General features: G+C 73.7%; 19 protein-coding genes and 1 pseudogene. 13 read left to right on the top strand and 7 right to left on the bottom strand.

Annotated elements, in window-relative coordinates:
- The first annotated feature begins 164 nt into the window (after positions 1 to 164).
- Together M2302_RS04300 and M2302_RS04305 are read left to right on the top strand one after the other, a co-directional pair.
- Positions 165 to 1,844 carry a right-handed parallel beta-helix repeat-containing protein gene (locus M2302_RS04300; RefSeq protein WP_280836672.1) on the top strand — a complete coding sequence of 560 codons (1,680 nt, stop codon included), beginning with the start codon at positions 165 to 167 and terminating at the stop codon, positions 1,842 to 1,844.
- Between the two features lie 196 nt (positions 1,845 to 2,040).
- Positions 2,041 to 3,312: an Ig-like domain-containing protein gene (locus M2302_RS04305; protein ID WP_280836673.1), complete on the top strand. Its 1,272-nt coding sequence runs from the start codon at positions 2,041 to 2,043 to the stop codon at positions 3,310 to 3,312.
- A 276-nt stretch (positions 3,313 to 3,588) separates the two neighbouring features.
- Here the strand turns inward: M2302_RS04305 and M2302_RS04310 are convergent, their stop codons facing one another.
- On the bottom strand, positions 3,589 to 4,614 hold the full coding sequence (locus tag M2302_RS04310) for an SMP-30/gluconolactonase/LRE family protein (RefSeq protein ID WP_280836674.1): 1,026 nt from the start codon (positions 4,612 to 4,614) through the stop codon (positions 3,589 to 3,591).
- Between the two features lie 172 nt (positions 4,615 to 4,786).
- On the opposite strand from M2302_RS04310, the gene M2302_RS04315 reads away from it, so the two are divergent.
- On the top strand, positions 4,787 to 5,155 hold the full coding sequence (locus M2302_RS04315) for an STAS domain-containing protein (RefSeq protein ID WP_280836675.1): 369 nt from the start codon (positions 4,787 to 4,789) through the stop codon (positions 5,153 to 5,155).
- Between the two features lie 163 nt (positions 5,156 to 5,318).
- Here the strand turns inward: M2302_RS04315 and M2302_RS04320 are convergent, their stop codons facing one another.
- Together M2302_RS04320 and M2302_RS04325 are read right to left on the bottom strand one after the other, a co-directional pair.
- Entirely contained in the window at positions 5,319 to 5,696 is a 378-nt protein-coding gene (locus M2302_RS04320; protein ID WP_280836822.1) for an FKBP-type peptidyl-prolyl cis-trans isomerase, read from the bottom strand.
- Positions 5,697 to 5,872: 176 nt separating this feature from the next.
- Positions 5,873 to 6,424: a DoxX family membrane protein gene (locus M2302_RS04325; protein WP_280836676.1), complete on the bottom strand. Its 552-nt coding sequence runs from the start codon at positions 6,422 to 6,424 to the stop codon at positions 5,873 to 5,875.
- A 234-nt stretch (positions 6,425 to 6,658) separates the two neighbouring features.
- On the opposite strand from M2302_RS04325, the gene M2302_RS04330 reads away from it, so the two are divergent.
- A complete protein-coding gene (locus M2302_RS04330; protein WP_280836678.1) occupies positions 6,659 to 7,357 on the top strand; it encodes a CBS domain-containing protein in 699 nt (232 codons plus the stop codon).
- Between the two features lie 29 nt (positions 7,358 to 7,386).
- Here M2302_RS04330 and M2302_RS04335 read toward each other — a convergent pair whose 3' ends face one another.
- Positions 7,387 to 8,118, bottom strand: coding sequence for a helical backbone metal receptor (locus tag M2302_RS04335; RefSeq protein ID WP_280836679.1), 732 nt, complete (start codon positions 8,116 to 8,118; stop codon positions 7,387 to 7,389).
- 139 nt (positions 8,119 to 8,257) lie between these two features.
- Here M2302_RS04335 and M2302_RS04340 point away from each other — a divergent pair, with 139 nt between their 5' ends.
- From M2302_RS04340 to M2302_RS04355, 4 genes are all read left to right on the top strand, one after another.
- The gene (locus M2302_RS04340; RefSeq protein ID WP_280836680.1) at positions 8,258 to 9,097 is read left to right on the top strand and encodes a phytanoyl-CoA dioxygenase family protein; all 840 of its coding nucleotides are present in this window, start codon (positions 8,258 to 8,260) and stop codon (positions 9,095 to 9,097) included.
- Between the two features lie 220 nt (positions 9,098 to 9,317).
- A complete protein-coding gene (locus M2302_RS04345) occupies positions 9,318 to 10,196 on the top strand; it encodes a hypothetical protein (protein ID WP_280836681.1) in 879 nt (292 codons plus the stop codon).
- 330 nt (positions 10,197 to 10,526) lie between these two features.
- Positions 10,527 to 11,828: a hypothetical protein gene (locus tag M2302_RS04350; protein WP_280836682.1), complete on the top strand. Its 1,302-nt coding sequence runs from the start codon at positions 10,527 to 10,529 to the stop codon at positions 11,826 to 11,828.
- A 201-nt stretch (positions 11,829 to 12,029) separates the two neighbouring features.
- Entirely contained in the window at positions 12,030 to 12,554 is a 525-nt protein-coding gene (locus M2302_RS04355; protein WP_280836683.1) for a DinB family protein, read from the top strand.
- Between the two features lie 129 nt (positions 12,555 to 12,683).
- Here M2302_RS04355 and M2302_RS04360 read toward each other — a convergent pair whose 3' ends face one another.
- Positions 12,684 to 13,031, bottom strand: a complete 348-nt coding sequence (locus M2302_RS04360; RefSeq protein ID WP_280836684.1) for an Lsr2 family protein — start codon at positions 13,029 to 13,031, stop codon at positions 12,684 to 12,686.
- A gap of 138 nt (positions 13,032 to 13,169) precedes the next feature.
- Positions 13,170 to 13,808, bottom strand: a complete 639-nt coding sequence (locus M2302_RS04365) for a response regulator transcription factor (protein ID WP_280836685.1) — start codon at positions 13,806 to 13,808, stop codon at positions 13,170 to 13,172.
- Positions 13,809 to 13,873: 65 nt separating this feature from the next.
- Here M2302_RS04365 and M2302_RS04370 point away from each other — a divergent pair, with 65 nt between their 5' ends.
- The 5 genes from M2302_RS04370 to lon all read left to right on the top strand — a co-directional run bounded on the left by M2302_RS04370 (position 13,874) and on the right by lon (position 19,551).
- Positions 13,874 to 14,608 (top strand): HAMP domain-containing sensor histidine kinase, encoded by a 735-nt coding sequence (locus tag M2302_RS04370; protein ID WP_280836686.1) that lies wholly within the window; start codon positions 13,874 to 13,876, stop codon positions 14,606 to 14,608.
- Between the two features lie 87 nt (positions 14,609 to 14,695).
- The gene (locus M2302_RS04375; protein WP_280836687.1) at positions 14,696 to 15,565 is read left to right on the top strand and encodes a manganese catalase family protein; all 870 of its coding nucleotides are present in this window, start codon (positions 14,696 to 14,698) and stop codon (positions 15,563 to 15,565) included.
- Positions 15,566 to 15,631: 66 nt separating this feature from the next.
- Positions 15,632 to 16,885 carry a putative manganese transporter gene (locus M2302_RS04380; RefSeq protein WP_280836688.1) on the top strand — a complete coding sequence of 418 codons (1,254 nt, stop codon included), beginning with the start codon at positions 15,632 to 15,634 and terminating at the stop codon, positions 16,883 to 16,885.
- A gap of 54 nt (positions 16,886 to 16,939) precedes the next feature.
- On the top strand, positions 16,940 to 17,182 hold the full coding sequence (locus tag M2302_RS04385; protein ID WP_280836689.1) for a hypothetical protein: 243 nt from the start codon (positions 16,940 to 16,942) through the stop codon (positions 17,180 to 17,182).
- A 38-nt stretch (positions 17,183 to 17,220) separates the two neighbouring features.
- A complete protein-coding gene (gene lon / locus M2302_RS04390) occupies positions 17,221 to 19,551 on the top strand; it encodes an endopeptidase La (protein WP_280836690.1) in 2,331 nt (776 codons plus the stop codon).
- A 188-nt stretch (positions 19,552 to 19,739) separates the two neighbouring features.
- Here the strand turns inward: lon and M2302_RS04395 are convergent.
- A pseudogene (locus M2302_RS04395) lies at positions 19,740 to 21,440 on the bottom strand (DEAD/DEAH box helicase); the annotation flags it as partial.
- Positions 21,441 to 21,503: the final 63 nt, after the last annotated feature.

Below are 21,503 nucleotides of genomic sequence, written 5' to 3' on the forward strand. Positions count from 1 at the left end.
CGGGCGGAGCCGGCCGCGCTGGCCGGCTCCGCCGCCGGACGGCGTGGTGTCCGCTTCGTCCGCCCATCTGTACGGGCGGCGGGGGGCGTGGGCACGGCGTTTTCCGGTCGGTGGGTCGGGAAATCGGCGGCCGGGGAACGACCGGACCGCCGAGAGGAGCACCCGTGCCGTACCAGGGTCTGCCCGCCACCGTGCGGGACCGGCGCCCGTCCGTCGCCGGTGCGCCGTTGTGGTGCGACGCGCACGAGTACGGGCTGACCGGCGACGGGGTGACCAACGACCAGCCGGCGCTCGCCGCCCTGGTGGACCGGCTCGGCGACGGGTACGCCGCTGACGGGCGGGCCCGGGTGATCTACTGCCCGCCGGGGATCTACTCGATCCGCGACGCCGGCACGGTGTGGCGCAGCGGGGTCTCGCTGATCGGGGCCGGGTCGGCGGCGACCCGGTTCCTGCTCAGCAACGAGGGCAACCGGGCGGACCCGACGCCGCTGGCCTTCTGGACCAGCCTGCAGCACGGCGCGGACCGGGACCGGCACATCGCCGACTGCACCTTCGCCGACTTCGAGATCGACGGCTCCGGCGTGGCCATGGCCGAGTACAACTATCTGGCCAAGGGGCTGGGCCTGCAGTACGTGGTGCGCGGGGTGTTCCGCAACCTCTACATCCACCACACCGCGGCGAGCGGGCTCGGCTGCGACTTCCTCCAGGACGGCATCATCGACGGCGTGGTGGTGGTCGGCTGCGGCCGGCTGGACAACGGCGAGGAGATGGGCGGGGCCGGCATCGGCATCGGCATCGGCGGTTGGGGCACCGTCGAGCGGCTCACCATCGCCAACTGCACCGCGCTGGGCAACGGCACCAACGGCATCTTCCTGGAGTTGCAGAAGGACTACTGGCCGCCGCCGCGCGGCTACCGGATCGTCGGCTGCCACAGCCAGGGCAACCGGTTCGGCATCTCCGACTGGGGCGCCGACGGGCTGATCGTCACCGGCTGCACGATGACCGGCAACCTGGAGGCGGGCTTCGACGTCTCGGCCAACGGCACCTCGGGGGTGGCCGGCCGGGGTGGGCTGCTGACCGACTGCGTGATCGACGGCAACGTCCGCGACGGAATCAGCATGGGCAACACCCCCGGCCCGTACACCGTGCGGGGCAACCGGATCAGCGGCAACGGCGCGTACGGCTACCACGAGCACAACCTGGGCCGGGGCTACCAGGACCCGGCGATGGACGTGGTCATCGAGAGCAACGAGTTCTGGGGCAACGGCCTGGACGGGATCCGGGTCGACCGCCCGATGACCGACTCGGTGCTGCTCAACAACCGGATCCGCAACAACGGGCGGCAGTGCGGCGGCGCCTGCGCCGGGGGCGGCGAGACGGTCCGGTACAGCGACAAGGCGCTGGTGGACCGCTCGGCGAACTGGCCGTCGGACGGGCACCGGGGCAAGGTGCTGCGGGTGGGCGAGCGGGTGGCCGTGGTGGCCGCCAACACCGCCTCCGAACTCACCCTCGCCCCGGTACGTCCGGACGCCTACAGCGCCTGGAGTGGTGACACCCCGCTGCCCGGTGCGGCGTACGAGCTGCCCGCGGCGCCGGGTACCCGGGCCGGGATCACCATCAACGCGGCCTTCGACTCGGCGACGATCCGGGGCAACCGCGTCTGGGACAACCACGACCCGAGCACCCAGACCCACGGGCTGTGGATCACCGAGCGGGGCAGTTGCGTGGCCTGCCGGGTCGAGGACAACGACCTCGCCGGCAACGCCGGGAGCGCCACCCGGTTGGACACCCCGCCGGTCGGCGGTCGGTGGGACCGCAACCACGGCGACCAGGACTGGGACTGAACGACCCGAGTCGGTACGCCGGGGACACGGACCACCCAGGCTTCCTGTTCCGGGACGGCCGGGCCGCGAATTCGCGGCCGAGCACATCGGCGTCCAAAAGCCCAGCCGTTTCCGAGCATTTCCCGCGAAAGTGCGCCGCGGCCCGAGAAGCGCCGTACAGAATGTGGCCAAGGGAAATGGAAACGGGGGGCTGAATATGGATGTGAGGCGGCGACTGACGCTATTGGCGGTGACCATCGCAGCCACACCGTTGATCCTCGGCGGATGCACGGCGGACCGGAAGGACGCCACCGGCTCGGCGCCGGGCAGGGCCGCGGACCCCGCGGTCACGGTGACCCCCGCCGACCGGGCGAAGGACGTCCCGGTCAGCGCGGAGGTCGGGACGAGCGTGAGCCACGGGAAGGTCACCGGCGTCAAGCTCACCGACGACAAGGGGAAGCAGGTCGCGGGGGAGCCGCGCGAGGACGGGTCGAGCTGGGTGCCGAGCACCCCGCTGGAGAACGGCCGGACCTACACCGCGGAGGTGACCGCCACCGGGAAGAAGGGGAAGATCGCCGTCGGGCGGACGACCTTCACCACGTCGCCCAAATCGACCAGACAGGCGATAAGGAGCACGTTGTATTTCGCCGGAAATCAGACGTACGGCACCGCGATGCCGGTGACCGTCGCATTTGATCCGCCAATTCCCAAAGAGGCCCGGGCGGCCGTGCAACGGCGATTGTTCGTGAAGACCGACCCGCCGCAGCCGGGTACCTGGTCATGGATGGGGGACGGCAAGCAGGTCGAATACCGGGCGCCGGATTTCTGGAAGCCCGGCACGAAGATCAGCGTGCGGTCGGGACTGGCGGGACTCCCGATCGGCAAGGAGTTCATCGGTGACGACGACCGCCGGTCCACCTCGAAGATCGGCCGGCAGGTGGCCCTCGAGATCGACAACGCCACCAAGCAGATGTCGGTCCTCCAGGACGGCAAGCTGGTCCGCAAGATCCCGGTGAGTATGGGCAAACCGAGCACCCCGACCTCGAGCGGCAAGATGGTGATCATGGAGAAGCACGACTTCACCACGTTCGACACCCGGGGTTCGGCCGACCCTTATGTGGTCGACGTGGAGGACGCCCAGCGGCTCACCTGGGGCGGCGAGTTCATCCACGCCGCGCCGTGGTCGGAGGGGGATCAGGGCAACATCAACGTCTCGCACGGCTGCACCAACGTGTCGGTGACGGCGGCGGACTGGCTGATGGGCATCACCAAGGTCGGCGACCTGGTGACCATCAAGGGCACCGAGGTGCAGTTGGACCAGGGCAACGGCTTCACCGCCTGGAACGTCAGCTGGGACGAGTTCGCCAAGGGCAGCGCGCTGCCCGTGCCGCCCGGCCTGAAGCCAGCGCCCACCCTGAGCCCGGGGCACCCGGGGGCGGTGGCGGGGGGATCGTCGCCCGCACCCGCGCCGTCCGCCAGCGGCGGCTGAGACCAGCGGGAGGAACGACCGGGGTACGACCGGCCCGCTCCGCGGCGGGCCGGTCGTGCGTCGGCCCGGGCAGGCTCGGGGCCGGTGCCCGATCGAGGTGGGCACCCGGCAGCTCGGACGGCCTCCCCGAAGGGCTCCCGAGAGACGCTACGGATCTGATGTCGTCATCGACTCACCGATGCGCCCGTGAGTCGTCGAGGTCATCAGATCCGTAGCGTTTCCGAGCTCCCGTGTGCGGCGGCACGGCCGGCGACGATCGGGCCGGGTGAGGCGACGTCAGGTGAGGTCGACGCGGGCGATGGCGGTGCCGATCAGGCTGCCCAGCCAGAGCCGGTCGCCGTGCTGCCGGACCCCGGTGATCATCCAGTAGGCGCCGGCGGGGCCGTGCAGCGTGCGCAGCACCGTCCCCTCGCCGTCGACGAGGGCGACCAGCCCGTACTTCTGCGGCTGCGGTCGTACCGCGTCGGGCAGCAGCGCCACCAGCTGGCGCAGCCGGGGGTGCGGCAGCAGCCGCTCGACGACCGGCAGCCGGGGGCTGGGCAACGCGATCCAGTACGTCCCGTCGCCGACCGCCGTGAGATTGTCCGGGTATGCCGGCAGGTCGGTGAGGACGGTGACCGCCCCGTCGGGCAGGGCCACCCGCACCAGCCGGTGGGTGCTGGTCTCCACCAGCATCAGCGCCGACTCGTCGGGGGTCAGCGCGATCCCGTTGGGGAAGTAGAGCCCGTCGGTCACCACCTCGGTGCGCCCCGAGCGCGGGTCGTACGCCAGCACCCGCCCATTGGGGCGGTGTTCCAGCAGGTCGTGCTTCCAGTGCGAGAGCGGGTAGCGGTCGGAGGAGTCGGTGAAGTAGACCGTGCCGTCGCGGGCCACCGTGGCGTTGTCGGCCAGGTGCACCGGCGACGCGGTGCCGGTCAGCTCGCGCACCGCGCCGTCGGCGGTGACCCGCAGCAACCCCCGGTACGCGTCGCAGACCACCAGGCTGCCGTCGCGCGGGTCCAGCTCGATGCCGAGCGGTCGCCCGCCGGTCTCGGCGAGCAGCCGGGGCGCGGTGCCGGCGGGCGCGTCGGCGGGCCACCACCAGAGCCGGCCGTCCTCGTCGCCGCTGACCACCCGCCCGTCCGGGTCCACCAGCACGTCCTCCGGCCCGTGCGCGCCCGGCGGCAGGGACAGCAGCTCGACCGCGTCGAGCCGCCGGTCGGTGGCCGCCCACACCCCGGTCAGCGGGGGCGGGACGGTGGCCGGCTCGCGGACGGGTCGGATCAGGCGGGGCGGGCGGGGGCGCTGGCGCGGGACGACCATCGGGTCATTGTCACCCGCCGATCCCGGTCCCGTCCCCCCGCCGGGCGTGTCGCGCCGGCGGCGCATCGTCCCTGAGACGGATCGGGGACTCCCCCGGGGGCGACCCTGGGCGTACCCGGATTCGGTCCGTCGGACGGCGGAAATGTCGGTGGTCGGGGCTAGATTCGTCCGTATGGGACAGCGGGGTGACCGGCTCCACGTGCAGCTCAGCGTGGGTGACGACGTGGTCGGGGTGCGAGTGGTCGGCGAGGTCGACGTCGCCTCGGTCGGTGTGCTGCGTGCCGCGCTGTGGGCCGCGCCGGCGCGGCCGGTGCTGCGGGTCGACCTCTCCGGTGTCCGGCTGCTCTCCGCCGCCGGGGTCCGCGCGCTGGTCGCCGCGCACCTGCGGGTGCGGGCCCGGGGCGGAGAACTCGTGCTGGCCGACCCGGATCCGGTGGTCGCCCGGGTGCTGCGGGCCACCGGCCTGCACCGGGTCGTCCCCGTCGTGCAGACCCTGCCCACTCCGCCCTGTCCCCGCGGCGAGCTGGTCGCCTGCGCCTGAGACGCGCCGTCGCCGGCGCGGCACCGACCGTGCACCCCGATGGCGCGGGGCCGCCGGCGCGGCACCGACCGTGCACCCTGATGGCGCGGGGCCGCCAACACGGCACCGACCCGCAGCCGTTGGCGCGGGGCCGCCGGCGCGGCGCCGACGACCCCGCCTCCGGTCAGCGGACGCCGAGCAGGTCGACGACGAAGACCAGCGTCTCGTTCGGCTTGATGACGCCGCCGGCGCCACGGCTGCCGTAGCCCAGGTGCGGCGGGATGGTCAGCCGGCGACGGCCGCCGACCTTCATGCCCACCACGCCCTGGTCCCAGCCGGCGATGACCTGGCCGCCGCCGAGCGGGAACTCGAACGCCTCGCCCCGGTTCCAGGACGCGTCGAACTCGCGCCCGGTGGAGTGGGACACGCCGACGTAGTGGACGTTGGCGAGCTGGCCGGGCTGGGCCTCCGGGCCGTCGCCCACGGTGATGTCCTCGATGACGAGGTCGGCCGGGGGCGCGCCCTCGATCGGGCCGATCTCGGGCTTTGCTGCCTGGGGCATGTTCATCTGCTGATCTCCTGCCGTTCTGGCTCGATCGTCCGGTCAGTTCCGATCCTGCCGGATCGCGACCCACCGATTCCCGGCAGTCCCGCCGACGGCGCGCCGTGTGCGGCGGCGGCCCGGAAACGCCGGAGGGGGCGCCACCGGTCGGTGGCGCCCCCTGCGGGTCGGTGCGGTCACTTCAGCCAGCCGTACTTCCGGACGACGGGGAGGTTCGCCCAGACCCGACCGAGGCCGAGGGTGTTGCCCGCGCCGACGAGGGCCAGACCGGCGAGCACCGCGGCGTAGATCAGGTGGTCGTCCATGAAGAGGTTGTTCTCGGGAGGCAGGACGGCGGTCCACATGAGCACCATCAGCAGCGCGCCGGTCGTGGCGGCCAGTCGCATCCCGATGCCGAGCAGCAGCGCCACGCCGATCCCGGCGAGACCGGCCATGAACAGCCAGTCGGCCCAGGTCGCGCCGGCGATGTCCTGGTAGATGCCCTGGAACGGGCCGGCCGCGCCGAAGGTGAGGAACCCCTTGGTCGGGCTGCCGCCGTTGATCCAGGCGTTCTTCGCCTCGGTCTCGTGGCCGAGGCCGAAGGCCTTGTCCAGGAACGCCCAGAGGAAGATCCAGCCGAGCGCGATCCGGGTGCCGGCCCAGACGAACCGGGCGGCGCGCTCACGGGGGGTCTCGGCCGCCGGAGCGATGGTGGTGGCGGTGGTGTTCCGCTCGATCGTCGCGGTCATGGTGTCCACGTCCCTTCTCTGCCTGGCACCGCGCTTTCCGGTGGCACATTCATTGCACCGCCGCGCGGCGGTCGCCGGCAGGGCCGGTCGGGCCGTCCCGGACCGGGACCTTGGACCCCGAACGCGGCCCCGCCGGCGGGACCTTCGGCCCCCGTCCGACCCGGTCCACCGCCTCTGCCTCCGCTGGTCGGCGCCGCCATACCGTGCGGATGCAGGCCAGCCGAGGAGGTCGTGATGAGGACGTGGCAGGTGGGCGACGTGATGACCCGGGACGTCGCGACGGTGGGGGAGGAGACCCCGTACCGCGACATCGTGGACGTGCTGATCCGGCGGGGGATCAGCGCGGTGCCGGTGGTGGACGGGTTCCGGCGGGTGCTGGGCGTGGTGTCCGAGGCCGACCTGCTGCACAAGGTGGAGCGGGCGGGCAACCCGGACGAGCGCCGGGTCTTCGAGGGCCGGCGCCGGCGGGTGGCGCGGGAGAAGGCCGGCGCGCTGGTGGCGAAGGAGTTGATGACCGCGCCGGCGGTCACCACGTACCCGGAGTCGCCGTTGCCGGCCGCGGCCCGGCTGATGGACCGGGAGGTCGTCAAGCGGCTGCCCGTGCTCGACGACCTCGGCCGCCTGGTCGGCATCGTGACCCGCGGCGACCTGCTCCGGGTGCACCTGCGCAGCGACGCGGAGATCCGCGCGGACGTGGTGCAGGAGGTGCTGCGGCGGGTGCTCGCCGTGCGGGACGGGCTGGTCACCGTGCGGGTCCGCGACGGTGAGGTGACCCTGGACGGCCGGCTCGACCGGCGCAGCGCCGCCGACCTCGCGGTCCGGCTCGCCGGGCAGGTCAGCGGCGTGGTCCGGGTGGTCGACACGATCGGGTACGACGTGGACGACACCGTCCTGGTCGAGCTGCCCCCGGGCCGGGTCACCCCGGTCGCCTGAACCGCCGCCCCCGGGGGCTCCGCCCGGGTCTAGGCCGGGTGGGTCACCGGGTCGGCGAGCTGGGCGGCCAGCAGCCCGGGCGCCTCCGCCAGCGACGGGCCGTACCAGGTGAGGTGGCGGCCGGAGACCAGCGCGCAGGGCGTGCCGGGGAACGCCTCCGGGCCGTCGGCGGCGGTGAACGCGTACGGCTCGTCGGGGAGCACGACCAGGTCGGCTTCCCGGGCGCGCAGCGCGTCGAGGTCCGGGCGCGGGTACCGCTCGGCGTCGTCGGCGTACAGGTTCGCCACCCCGAGCCGGCGCAGCACGTCCCCGGCGAAGGTGTCGCCGCCGAGCACCACCCAGGGCCGGCGCCACACCGGTACGACGGCCCGGCGCGGCACCAGCGGCGGCGTGGCCGGGGCGGCCCAGGCGCGGCGGGCGGCGGCGAGCCAGTCCGGTTCGGCGGTCACGTCGAGCGCGGCGAGCAGGTCGGCCAGCTCGGTCAGCGCCTGCGGCACGGTACGCGGGTAGGTGACCCGGACCGGCACCCCGGCCGCGACCAGCGCGTCGGCGTCGGCGCGCCGGTTCTCCTCCACGTTGAGCAGCACCAGGTCCGGGCGCAGGGCGAGCACCCGGTCCAGGTCCGGGTACTTGCTGCCGCCCACCCGCGCCACGTCGAGCCCGGCGGGGTGCGTGCACCAGTCGGTCGCGCCGACCAGCACCTCCGGCACGGTCACCGCCACCGCCTCGGTCAGCGACGGCACCAGCGAGACCACCCGCACGGCGTACCTCCCTCCCCGGCACGGGCCGCGCCGGTCCGACCCATCGTCCCCGCGGTCGTCGGTCCCGTCCGCCCGGCCCCCTTGCCGCTCTTCTACAACGTTGTAATACTCGGGTCGTCCGGCACCCCGAGGAGGATCGATGACCGCCCACCCCACCCCGACCGTCCAGGACGAGATCCCGGTGGAGGCGCTCGGCGACCTCTACCGCGACGGCATCACCGCCTGCCGGGGCGCGTTCGCCGTCGACTGGGTCGACCAGGTCGGCGAGGACATCGACGCGGCCTTCCGGGAGGCCCGCTCCCGTCCGGACGGCGCGGTGGGCCGCGGCCCGGACCGCTGGTACGTCGAGATCCACCCCGAACAGCTGCGCGGCTTCGCCGACCTGGTCACCCACCCCTGGGTGGTGGCGGTCTGCCGCGCGGTGCTCGGCCCCGACTACGAGATCGTCGAGCTCGGCTTCGACATCCCGTTCCCGGGGGCCGTCATGCAGCCCTGGCACCGGGACTTCCCGATGCCCGAGGAGACCCGACGCCAACGGCGACTCACCTCGCTCGCGTTCAACCTGACCACCGTGGACACGGTCGAGGAGATGGGCCCGTTCGAGATCGCCCCCGGCACCCAGTGGGACGACGGCGCCGACTTCGACCACGGGATGTTCCCGCCGAAGGAGCGGTACCCCCGCTACGCGCAGCGCGCGGTGCGCAAGTACCCGCGGCGCGGCGACATCTCGGCCCGCTCGGCGCTGACCGTGCACCGGGGCACCCCGAACGTCTCGACGCTGGCCCGGCCGGTGCTGGTGCTCGGCGTGGACGCCCCCGGCGCCGGCAACGCCGAGCGGCACGACATGGCGGTCACCCGGGAGTACCGGGACGGGCTGCCCGAGCTGGCCCGCGCCCACCTGCCGTGCCCGGTGGTGGAGCGGCTCACCCCGATCCGGCAGAAGCACACCATCGAGGGCCTGGTGATGGGGGCCGCCTGAGCCGCCGGCGCCGACCGGGGCGGCGACCGGCCCGGCCGACCGGCGCCGCCGCCCGGCCACCGGGACACCCTCCCGGGCGGCCCACCCGCCTGGAGAAGCCGGTCGGTCCGCGCACCCGACGGGGCGGGGACCCGGATCCGACCGCACCGGCGAGGCGACGAGCAGGATCGACGCCCTAGACTCGGCCGGTCGACCGACCACGTGAGGATCCGGCACCACCATGACGCGTACCGCCACCGACGACGGTTCCCGGCTGCGGCCGCTGCCGCTCGACGATGCCGCGCTGCCGGCCCGGGCCGGTCAGGTGGTGCACGCCGGTCGCCGGCTCGGTGACCTGGTGACCCGGCGCCCGGAGGGCATCACCGGGCACCAGTGGAGTTCGGCGACCCGCGAGGAGTTCGACCACGTGGTCTGCGCCGCCGACACCGGTCGGCCGCTCTTGGCCGTCGTGCTCGGCGCGCCGGCGCCGCCCGGCTCGGCCCGGCAGCGCGCCGAGCGGATGCGCGACGCCGTCTGCGCCGCGGTCGACCTGCCCGTGCTGCGGATCGAGTCGCCGACGTTGCGGTCCGCCGCCCACGGCCCGCGGATCGTCGGGTACGTCATCGACGCCCGCGCGTACGCCGGCCCGTCCGCCGGCCAGGACGGCGACGGGTACGACAGCGTGGTGGCCTTCCGCGACATCGTCGGTCGGCTGCCCGACGGCCGCACCGGCCCGGTCAACGACCTCGGGGCGCTGACCCGTGCCGCCGCCGTCGACGCGTACGTGTCCCGGCGGCTGGCCGACCCCATCGTGCGCGGGCTGCACGTGCGGTGGCGGGACGGGGCGGCCGAGGGCTGGAGCTGGGTCGAGGTGCGGCCCGGTCGCTGCCTGGTCGAGCGGGTGACCCTCCGCGCGCACCGCTTCTGGTGCGGGGTGGACGCCGCCCGGCTGGCCGAGGATCTGGCCACCGTCGCGGTCGGAGAGCGGCTGCGGGCGCTGGAGACCGACGAACCGCCGCTGGTGGACCGAACCGAGCTGCGGCGGGAGATCCGGGGGCTGCGCGCCCGCCGGGACGAACTGGTCGGCGGCTTCGCCTTCGACCACCTCTGCGTCGACTGACATCCGACCGCAGCGTCCATCCGACCGCAGCGTCGCCGCGCGGTGACTCCGCGTCTTTCGCAAAACCCCGATCGGGCCGTCGTCACCGTCCCGTGCCGAATTCCTCGATCCGCGTTGAACCATCGCCCGCGGCGCTCCGTACCTAAGCGGGAATGGACACAGTTCTTCCCAGCCGCGCCACCCGACGCGGCGGACGGTGCGGAAAGGGCATCGTCGGCCATCGACGCGCGACCGGAACGTCGCAGTGATCCCGACGGGCGTCCCACCCCGAATTCCCTTCGCCCGACGGGGTCACGAGTCAGGTACCGGATCGAGAAGGAGAGCAATTCGATGCGCAGGTCCACAGGGGCGCGCCGGTCATCCGGTAACGCGCGGAGCAAGCGGCTGCTGGCGGCGGTCGGCGCGCTCGCGGTCTTCGGCGGTATCGCCGCGGTGACCCAGATCTCGTCGGCCAACGAGAACCGTCGGACGACGACCCGCAACGTCTCGTCCGCCTGCGTGGCGCCGAGTCCCGGCGCCACCTCGCCGAGCGGTCGCGGCAGCACCACACAGACGTGGCAGAACGGGCGCTGGGTGCGCAACCACTGGGGTGACGGCCAGATGTCCGTCGCCGAGTGCCAGGCCGTCAAGGACGGCAACGCGCCGGTGAACACCGTCGCCTCCGGTGTGGTCTGCCCGGACGTCGCCGGCAAGCTTCCCCGGGTCCCGGACCGCGCCCGGGCCGAGGTCGACCGGAACCTCGCGCTGTTGCAGACCCAGATCGCCGAGGCCGACCGGCGGCTGGCCGCCGAGGGCCGCAACGGGCAGACCTTCATCAACAACGCCATCCTGCGTCCGCTGGAGGACAAGCGGCGCGCGACGTTGAACCGGATCACCACCGCCATCGACCGGGTGGGTCCGCGCCCGCAGGGCCTGGACCAGCTCGCGAAATGCACCGTCGCCGCGAACAACAACAATGGCGGCGCCAATGGCGGCCAGAACGGCGGTCAGACCGGCGCCCCGACCGCCGCCCCGACCAATGGTGGTCAGAACGGCGGCCAGAACGGCGGACAGAACGGCGGCGGAAACAACAACGGCGGAAACAATCTCGGCGTGCTGGCCAAGGACTGCACCAACAGCGACCTCCAGCCGCACGACGGTTTCCAGAACGGCAACCGATGCGTCAGCACGGCCTTCGGTGAGGTCGGCGCCGCCGCCAACAACCCGTCCCTGCTGATCACCGAGTTCCCGGAGCAGGTGCAGCGCAACCAGCCGTTCGCGCTGCAGGTCTCCACCCGGAACTTGATCCGCGACCGGTTCCTCGCCGCCGGCCAGGGCGGCTACTACCTGGAGAGCTCCGTCCTCAACGACCAGGGGCTGACTCGCGGTCACTTCCACACCGCCTGCCGGATGCTGCAGAGCACCAATGAGGCGCCGTCGAACCCGCAGGACGTGCCGGCGTTCTTCGTCGCCACCGAGGACGGTCGCGGCGGTGGCCAGGCCGACGAGGTGACCATCCAGATCCCGGGCCTGCCGCAGTCGGGCACGGCGCAGTGCGCGGTCTGGGCCGGTGACGGCTCGCACCGGGTGCCGATGATGGAGCGGGCCAACCAGACCCCCGCCTTCGACGTGGTGCGGATCGAGGTCGACTGACCCGTCCTACGACACCGTCGCGGGCCGTCCGGAGAGATCCGGGCGGCCCGCGTCGTATCCCCGGACCAGCGCCGCAGCCGAAGCGCGTAGCGCGGTGTATCGGCGTCGCCGGGCCGGGCCGGCGGCCATGTTGCCGGCGGCCCCGTCCACCGGCCGACAGTGACCGTGGCGAGGGGCGCGGCCCGGCCGTAGGGTCGGTGGATGCCGGACACCCGTTTCCCGGTCCTGCTCGACGGCCCGGGCAACCACGTCGACGACCCTCGGGAGCTGCTGGTCGGCTATCTCGACTGGTACCGGGAGGCGCTGGCCCGCAAGACCGCCGGCCTCTCGGAGGAGCAGCTGCGCGGTCCCGTCGACGGGCTCGGCTGGGCGCCGCTCGGGCTGGTGCGGCACCTGGGCTGGGTGGAGCGGCGCTGGATCCGGTGGGGCTTCGCCGCGGAGCAGGTCGCCCCGTGCCCGCCGGGCGAGGACGACGCCGAGTGGCGGGTGGACGCCCTGTCGACGGAGCAGGTGTGGCGGGCGTACCGGGCGGAGGTGGCGCACACCCGCCGGATCGTCGCCAGGGTGCCGCTGTCGCGGCGGGCCGCGCTCGGCGGCCGGTTCCACGCCGCCGCGGACGCGCCGTCGCTGGGCCGGATCCTGTTCCACCTGCTCCAGGAGTACGCCCGGCACCTGGGTCAGCTCGACGTGGCCCGACAGTTGCTCGACGGGGTCACCGGCGAGTGACCGGGCGTCGCGCACCGACGGGGGAGCGCCACCGGGTGGAAATTGTGAACGCGGCGAAAAGCGTAGGGGTCACGCTGATTTCTCAACGTGACCCCTACGCGGCGGATCGTGATGCCCCGGCGATGCGGGTCAGCGGTTCTTCCACGCCTCCACGACGTTGACCGGGATGCGGCCGCGCTCGGAAATCTCGTAGCCGTTCTTGGCGGCCCATTCCCGGATGGCACGGTTCTGCTCGCGGTCCATTCCCGAGACCGCGGCGCGAGCCGGGCGGCGGACCGGGCGGCCGGCCTCCACGTTGCCCCGCCCCATTCGCCTGCCAGCGCTGATGTACGGGTCGAGCGCCTTGCGCAGCACCCCCGCGTTCTCGTCGGAGAGGTCGATGGTGTACGCCACCCCATCCAGGCTGAACTCGACGGTCCGGTCGGCCTTTCCGCCGTCCAGGTCGTCGCTCAGAACAGTGATTACTTTCCTTGCCATCGCCATTGCTCCCTGTGTCGGGCGGGGTGTGGTCAAGAGTTTGACGTATCGGCCGGCTAATCCGCAACAATATGCGTCGCTTTCATTTGACGAGTCGCGCCAATCGTGGAAAATCCGCGCGGCCAATGGCGGGCGGCGTCAGTCGGTGAGCAGTCCGGCGTGTCCGGCCAGCGCGGCGGCCTCCGCGCGGTTGGACACCCGCAGCTTGCGCAGCAGCGCGGCGGTCATCCGTTTCACCGTCCGCTCCGAGACGTGCAACTGCTCGGCGATCTCCACGGTGCTGCGACCGGCCGCGATGGACCGCAGCAGCCGCCGCTCCTCGGAGTCCAAGTCGACCGAGCTGCTGCGGGCCGGCCGGAGCAGGCCACGCAGCAGGGGACCGGGCAGCACCGCCCAGCCGTCGAGGACGGCCAGGATCGGAGGGAGCAGTTCCTCCGGCTCGCTGCTCTTGGGCAGGAACCCCTCCGCCCCGGCGCGCAGCGCCTCCAGCGCGGGCGCCGGGTCGTCCCCGCCGGACATCGCTACCACCCGTACCCGTGGGGTGGTGCGGCGGATGGCGGCGATCGCGCGGATCCCGCCGGGTGGCGGCATGTGCAGGTCGACCAGGGCGAGGTCGGGCAGGGTGCGACCGACCAGCGAGGCGGCGGCGGAGGCGTCGCCGGTGGAGTCGACGACCCGGGCGCGTCCGTCGGTGCTGGCGGGCAGCAGCAGCTCCAGGCCGCGGACGAAGAGCGGATGGTCGTCCACGACGACCAGCCGGATGGGGGCGTCGAGCATGCGTGTTTCCTTCCCGAACGGGTACGGATCATGCGGATTTGTGGGGATAAGAGGGAGTTGGGCGGATGCGTGCGCGACACGGGAACAGGACGCTGGTGCGGCGGGGCCGGCCCGCCGACCCCGACCAGGGGGAATCGTTCGGCGAACCCGCCGACCCGGGGCTGGTGCTGCGGGTGCTCTGTCACGAGCTGCGCACCCCGGTCAGCTCGCTGGCCTCGCTCACCCGGGCGCTCGCCGAGGACACCGGGCGGCTGGCCGCCGAGGAACGCCGGGCGATCAGCGAGTTGGCCCGCCAACAGGCCGCCCACCTCGACGGATTGCTGCGCGCGGTCACCGCCGGCGGAGGCGCGTTGGCCCCGGCCGTTCGCCGGGAGCCGGACGCGCCGCTGGCCGATCTCCTGCCCGTGGTGGCCGCGCTCGTCCCGCCGCACCGGCTGCGTACCCGGGTCACCCGCCGGGCCGGCGGATGTCCGGTGCCGGCGCGACGGACCCGCCAGGTGCTGGTGAACCTGGTGCAGAACGCGCTGCGGCACGGACCGGCCGACGGGGAGGTCGGGCTCTACGCCGCGGTGCGCCCGGCCGGGCTGAGCATCCTCGTCACCGACCAGGGCCGGTCGACCGACGGTCTCGCCGACGCGCTGCGCCGGCCCACCCCCGGCGGCGGGATGCACGGACTCGGCCTGTGGATCACGCGCCAGCTGGTCGCCGCCGACGGCGGGTCGGTGCGGGCGCACCGGCGGCGTCCGCGCGGGGTGGCGGTGGAGGTGCTGCTGCCCCGGGACGGCCGCCGACCGGGTTGACCCCCCGGGGCCGCCGGATGGCCCCGACGGGTCGGCGCGGCGGGAACCCCGCTCGGTGTCACCCCGACCGCACCGAGGAGGAAAATAATGTTCAGCCACATCAAGGACCTGCAGTTCGAGGCCAAGCCGGACGGCCCCGACGCCGCGTTCGCCCGCCGGCTCCAGGAGATCCTGGGCGGCAAGTGGGGCGAGATGACGGTCGCCAACCAGTACCTCTACCAGGGCTGGAACTGCCGGCTGCCCGGCAAGTACAAGGACCTGCTGTTGGACGTGGGCACCGAGGAGATGGGCCACGTCGAGATGATCGCCACGATGATCACCCGGCTGCTGGAGAACGCACCCCTGTCGTTGCAGGAGGCGGCCGCCGACAACCCGATGGTCGGGGCGATCTACGGCGGGTCGAACCCGGCGCACTTCATCCACGGCGGCGGTGGCGCCCTGCCGACGGACAGCAACGGCGTGCCGTGGAACGCGGCCTTCATCACCGCCAGCGGCAACCTGATGGCGGACTTCCAGCTCAACGTCACCGCCGAGGCGCAGGGCCGGCTCCAGGTCTCCCGGCTGTTCCACATGACCGACGACCCGGGCGTCAAGCAGATGCTGCGCTTCCTGCTGGCCCGGGACACCATGCACCAGAACATGTGGATGGCGGCGATCGAGCAGCTCAAGGAGGACGGGCTGGAGGAGATGCCGGTCCCGGACGCCTTCCCCGACTCCAAGGAGTTCACCGAACAGTTCAGCTACGCCTACCTGGACTTCTCGCCGGGCAACGACGCCGCCGAGGGGCGGTGGGCCTCCGGGCCGACGCCCGACGGCAAGGGCGAGTTCCGCTACGACCACAGCCCGCGGGCCCACGCCCCCGAGCCGGTGCTGGCGCCGGGCGACCCGCGCCTGTACGGCACCAACCCGGGCGTCGCCGGCGGCATTGCCACCAAGGTCAAGAGCAAGCTCACCTGAGGTCGCCGCTCCGGGCCGTCCCCGCGTGGACGGCCCGGCGGCACCCGTACGCACAGGAGGTGCGCTGTGACCGAACTCGTCGTGCGTCCGTTGGCGGACGCCTTCATGCAGGTGGGTGTGTACGTCGCCGTCATGGTGGCGCTCTTCGGCTGGCTGCGCTGGCGGTACGGGGACCGGATCACCGACGGGCTGACCCACCGCCCCCGGCTCGGCCCGCTGGTCGGCGCGCTGCTCGGGGTCAGCCCCGGCTGCGGCGGCGCGATCGTGCTGATGCCGCTCTACGCCCGGGGCAAGGTCTCCTTCGGCACGGTGGTGGCCGCGCTGGCCGCCACCATGGGGGACTCGTCCTGGGTGGTGCTGGCCTGGAATCCGCTCTTCGCCTCCAAGATCCACATGTTGCTCTTCGCGGTGGGGCTGGTCACCGGGTACGTCGTCGACGCGCTCGGCATCGACCCGGCCCGGCGGCGCGCCCGCCCCGGCATCCCGGCCGTGGTCGCGGCCGTCGGGACGCCGACCACCGGCGCCGTCCCCGCCGTGGTCGGCCGGGCCGTGGTGGCCGCGGCCACCAGGGCCGCCCCGGTCGGTTCGGTCGGTTCGGCCCTGGTCGAGCCGGTCGACGCGGTTCCGGCTCAGCCGGTGGGCCCGGGCGGCTCCGCCGGTCCGCGATCCCGCGGCACGGTCGCCGGGCGGGCCGGGCTGCTCGACGGGCGGCGCCGGCCCGACGCGGCCACCGCGTTCTGGGGGCTGACCACACCGGCGTTCGCGGTGTCGGTGCCGGTGGTGTTCCAGATGGTCGACCCCACCGTGCTGACCAGTGCGCTCGGCGGGGTCGACCCGTACCTGGCGCTGGGGGTGCTCGGCACGCTGGTCGCGGTGCTGATCTTCGCCGCCGGCCGGGGGCGGCTGGCCGACGACAGCCTGGAGACGGCGTACCCGCAGTCGCTGCGCGAGACGTTGCGGCACAGCGCGCACGAGGCGTCCTTCGTCACCGTCTGGGTTGCCGTGGCTTACCTCGGCTGGCAGGTGGTCACCACCGTCACCGGGTTCGACGGTTCGCAACTGGCGCTGACCGGCCTGCTCGGCGTGCTCGTCGGCGCGGCCATCGGGCTGATCCCCGGATGTGCCGTCCAGATCGTCTTCACCGGGCTCTACGTCAGCGGCGGGCTGCCGCTGCCGACCCTGGTGGCGAACGCGATCAGCCAGGACGGGGACGCGCTGATCCCGCTGGCCGCGCTGCGCCGGCACTCGGCGGCGTTGGCCACCGTGATCACCACCATCCCCGCGGCGGCGGTCGGTGCCGCCCTGCTCGTCCTGCTCTGACCCGGTCGGGGCGGGCGCCGACCCGCCCCGACCAGCCGTACGAAGGAGGCAACCGTGTCACCCCGCTCCGTCCGCGCGGCCCGGCGCAAGCTCGCCGTCCTCCTCGGCCTGACCGTCGTCGCGCTGCTGTCCGGCCTGCCCACCCCGACTGTCGCCGCGCTGGCGCTGACCGGCCTCGCCGTGCCGGTGGCCGTCGCCGTCGCCGGTGGGCGGCCCCGCGACCTGCTCCCGTCCCGCCCCGCCCGGCGGGGTGGCCTGGGTCACACCCAGGAACAAGGGGAACGCTTTGTGACTTGAGCCTGACACGCTCAACTCAACGCGATAGCAGGTGTTCGATGGCAACTCTTCCGGTACTTCCGCTGACCGACGCCGTCCTGCTGCCCGGCATGGTCATCCCGGTGACCCTCGACCCGACCACCCAGGCCGCGGTCGACGCGGCCCGCGCCACCGGCGACAAGCAGCTCCTCGCCGTGCCCCGCATCGACGGCGAGTACGGCTCCGTCGGCACGATCGCCACCATCGAGAAGGTGGGCCGGCTGCCCGACGGCGAGCCCGCCGCCGTGATCCGCGGCCTCGCCCGGGCCCGGATCGGATCCGGCGTGCCCGGACCCGGCGCCGCCCTCTGGGTCGAGGCGACCACACTCGACGAACCCGCCCCGGCCGGCCGGGCCCGGGAACTCGCCCGCGAGTACCGCGCGCTGATGACCTCGGTCCTCCAGCAGCGCGGCGCCTGGCAGGTCATCGACGCCATGGAGCGGATGACCGACGTCTCCGAGCTGGCCGACGCGGCCGGCTACGCGCCCTGGCTCACCCTGGCGCAGAAGACCGAACTGCTCGCCGCCCCGGACGTCGTCGCCCGGCTGGAACTGCTCGTCGGCTGGGTGAAGGACCACCTCGCCGAGCAGGAGGTCACCGAGCGGATCAACAGCGACGTCCGCGAGGGGCTGGAGAAGTCCCAGCGGGAGTTCCTGCTCCGCCAGCAGCTCGCCGCCATTCGCAAGGAGCTGGGCGAGGACGAGCCCGACGGCTCCGCCGACTACCGGGCCCGGGTCGAGACCGCCGAGCTGCCCGAGAAGGTACGCGAGGCGGCGCTGCGCGAGGTCGGCAAGCTGGAGCGGGCCAGTGACGCCTCTCCGGAGGCGGGCTGGATCCGTACCTGGCTGGACACGGTGCTGGAGATGCCGTGGACCACGCGTACCCAGGACAACACCGACCTGGCCGCGGCCCGCGCCGTGCTCGACGCCGACCACGCCGGCCTGGCCGACGTGAAGGACCGCATCCTGGAATACCTGGCGGTGCGCAACCGGCGGGCCGAGCGCAACCTCGGCGTGGTCGGCGGTCGCGGCTCCGGCGCGGTCCTCGCCCTCGCCGGCCCGCCCGGCGTCGGCAAGACCAGCCTCGGCGAGTCGATCGCCCGGGCGCTCGGGCGCAACTTCGTCCGGGTGTCGCTCGGCGGCGTCCGCGACGAGGCCGAGATCCGCGGTCACCGGCGCACCTACGTCGGCGCGCTGCCCGGCCGGATCGTCCGCGCGCTGCGGGAGGCCGGCTCGATGAACCCGGTCGTGCTCCTCGACGAGGTCGACAAGCTGGCCGCCGGCTACGCGGGCGACCCCGCCGCCGCGCTGCTGGAGGTGCTCGACCCGGCGCAGAACCACACCTTCCGGGACCACTACCTGGAGGTCGACCTCGATCTGTCCGACGTGCTCTTCCTGGCCACCGCCAACGTGGTGGAGACCATCCCCGGCCCGCTGCTGGACCGGATGGAGCTGGTCACCCTGGACGGCTACACCGAGGACGAGAAGGTGGCCATCGCCCGGGACCACCTGCTGCCCCGGCAGCGGGAGCGGGCCGGCCTGACCGCCGACGAGGTCACCGTGGCCGACGAGGCGGTCGCCCGGATCGCCGGGGAGCACACCCGCGAGGCCGGCGTACGGCAGCTCGAACGCGCCCTGGCGAAGATCCTGCGCAAGGTCGCCGTCGAGCTGGCAGGCGACCCGGCCCCGGTCCGGGTGGACACCGGCAACCTGGCCCGCTACCTGGGCCGGCCGAAGTTCACCCCGGAGTCGGCCGAGCGCACGGCGGTGCCCGGCGTGGCCACCGGCCTGGCGGTCACCGGCGCCGGCGGTGACGTGCTCTTCATCGAGGCGACCAGCATGGAGGGCGAGCCGGGGCTGACCCTCACCGGCCAGCTCGGCGACGTGATGAAGGAGTCCGCGCACATCGCCTGGTCGTACCTGCGCTCCAACGGCCGCCGGTACGGGCTGGACCCGAACGCCCTCGCCGGGCGACGGATCCACCTGCACGTGCCGGCGGGCGCGGTGCCCAAGGACGGCCCCAGCGCCGGCATCACCATGGTCACCGCGCTGGCGTCCCTGGTGACCGGCCGGCCGGTGCGGCCCGAGTTCGGGATGACCGGCGAGGTGACCCTCTCCGGCCGGGTGCTGCCCATCGGCGGCGTGAAGCAGAAGCTGCTCGCCGCCCACCGGGCCGGCCTGACCGAGGTGATCATCCCGGCCCGCAACGAGCCGGACCTGGACGACCTGCCCGCCGAGGTCCGCGAGGCGCTGACCGTGCACACCCTCGCCGACGTCGCCGACGTGCTCGCCCTGGCGCTGCGCCCGGCCGACGCCGACACCCTCACCGGTCCGGCGCTCGCGGCCGCCTGACCGGCGCCGCCGAGGCGGCGGGACACGACGAGGCCCCCGGTCCGACCGACCGGGGGCCTCGGCGTACCTCAGTGCCGGTCGCGGCGGCGCTCGCCGCCGAAGTCCCGCTCGCGGCGCTCGCCGCCGAAGTCGCGGCGCTCGCGCCGGTCACCGCCGTCGAAGCGGCCCTCGCCGCCGCCCTCGCCGCCGTCCCGATCCCGCCGTACGGTGGCCTTGCGGCCCTTGATGGTGCTGCCGCGCAGGCCCGCGATCACGTCGTCGGCGACGCCGACCGGGATCTCCACCAGCGAGAACCGGTCCGCGATCTCGATCGAACCGATGTCCCGACCGTTCAGCCCGGTCTCCCCGGTGATCGCCCCCACCAGGTCCTGCGGCCGGACGCCGGCGCGCCGGCCCAGCCCGATGAAGACCTGCGTGGTGCCGCCGGTGCGCGGCCGGGCGCCGCCGCGCCGCTCACCCCGGCCCCCGGTCTCCGGCCGGCCCTCGCGCGGGGCCCGGACCGCGACCTGCGGGATCTCCTCCTCGTCCTCGCTGGTCGGCCCGGCCGCCTCGTGCGCCAGCTTCACCGCCGCCAGCGCGACCTCCATCAGGTCGAACTCGTCGCTGAGCGTCTCGACGATCACCCGGAACGGGTCCAGGTCGTCCTCGAGCAGCGACTCGCGCAGCGCGGCCTGGGTCAGCTCCAGGCGGCGGGTGCGCAGGTCGGCCACCGTCGGGATCTTGTCGATGGTGATCCGCTGCCCGGTGACCCGCTCGATGGTCTTGAGCATCCGGTGCTCGCGCGGCTCGGCGAGGGTGATCGCCACGCCCTCCCGCCCGGCCCGGCCCACCCGGCCGATCCGGTGCACGTACGACTCCGGCGCCGACGGCACGTCGTAGTTGACCACGTGGGTGAGCTGCTCCACGTCCAGGCCCCGGGCGGCCACGTCCGTGGCGACCAGCAGGTCGGCGGTGCTCGACCGCAGTCGACCCATCACCCGGTCGCGCTGCTCCTGGCTCATCCCGCCGTGCAGCGCCTCGGCCCGGTAGCCCCGGCCGTTCATCGTCTCGGTGAGCCGGTCCACCTCCTCGCGACTGCGGCAGAAGACGATCGCCGCGGTGGGGGACTCCACGTCGAGCACCCGGCCCAGCGCGGCCGGCTTGTGCCCCCGGGCGACGATGTACGCGCTCTGCCGCACCCGGGGCGCCTCGCCGGCGACCGGCGTCTCCCGGCCGATCTGGATGCGTACCGGGTCGGTCAGGTGCTGGCGGGCCATCCCGTCGATCCGGGACGGCATGGTGGCCGAGAAGAGCACCGTCTGCCGCTGCGCCGGGGCGTGCTCCAGGATCGCCTCGATGTCCTCGGCGAAGCCCATGTCGAGCATCTCGTCCGCCTCGTCCAGCACCACCGTGGCCAGCTCACCCAGGCGCAGGGTGCCCCGGGCGATGTGGTCCAGGGCCCGGCCCGGGGTGGCCACCACCACGTCCACGCCGGCGTCCAGCGCCCGCAGCTGCCGGCCGATCGGCTGGCCGCCGTAGATCGGCAGCACCCGGGTGCCCAGGTCCTTGCCGTAGCGGTGGAACGCCTCCGACACCTGCACCGCCAGCTCCCGGGTGGGCACCAGCACCAGCGACACCGGGTCGCCGCCGCCGCGCCCGTCCGGCATCCGCTGCAGCAGCGGCAGCGCGAACGCGGCCGTCTTGCCGGTGCCGGTCGCCGCCTGACCGAGCAGGTCCTGACCGGCCAGCAGCGGCGGGATCGCCTCCCGCTGGATCGGGGTCGGCTCCTCGTAGCCGAGGGCCGAGAGCGCGCCGAGCAGTTCGGCGCGCAGCCCGAGATCCGCGAAGGCGGTCGCCTCGTCGGTGCTGTCCGGGTTGGTCGGGTCGGTCGGTGCGGGTGCGGAACTCATGGGCAAAGCTTTTCATCACCGGCCCCGGTCCGCTCCGGCGACCGGCACAACCGTCGTGCAAGC

The organism is Micromonospora sp. A200 (genome assembly GCF_029893845.1).
Classification (GTDB): domain Bacteria; phylum Actinomycetota; class Actinomycetes; order Mycobacteriales; family Micromonosporaceae; genus Micromonospora; species Micromonospora purpureochromogenes.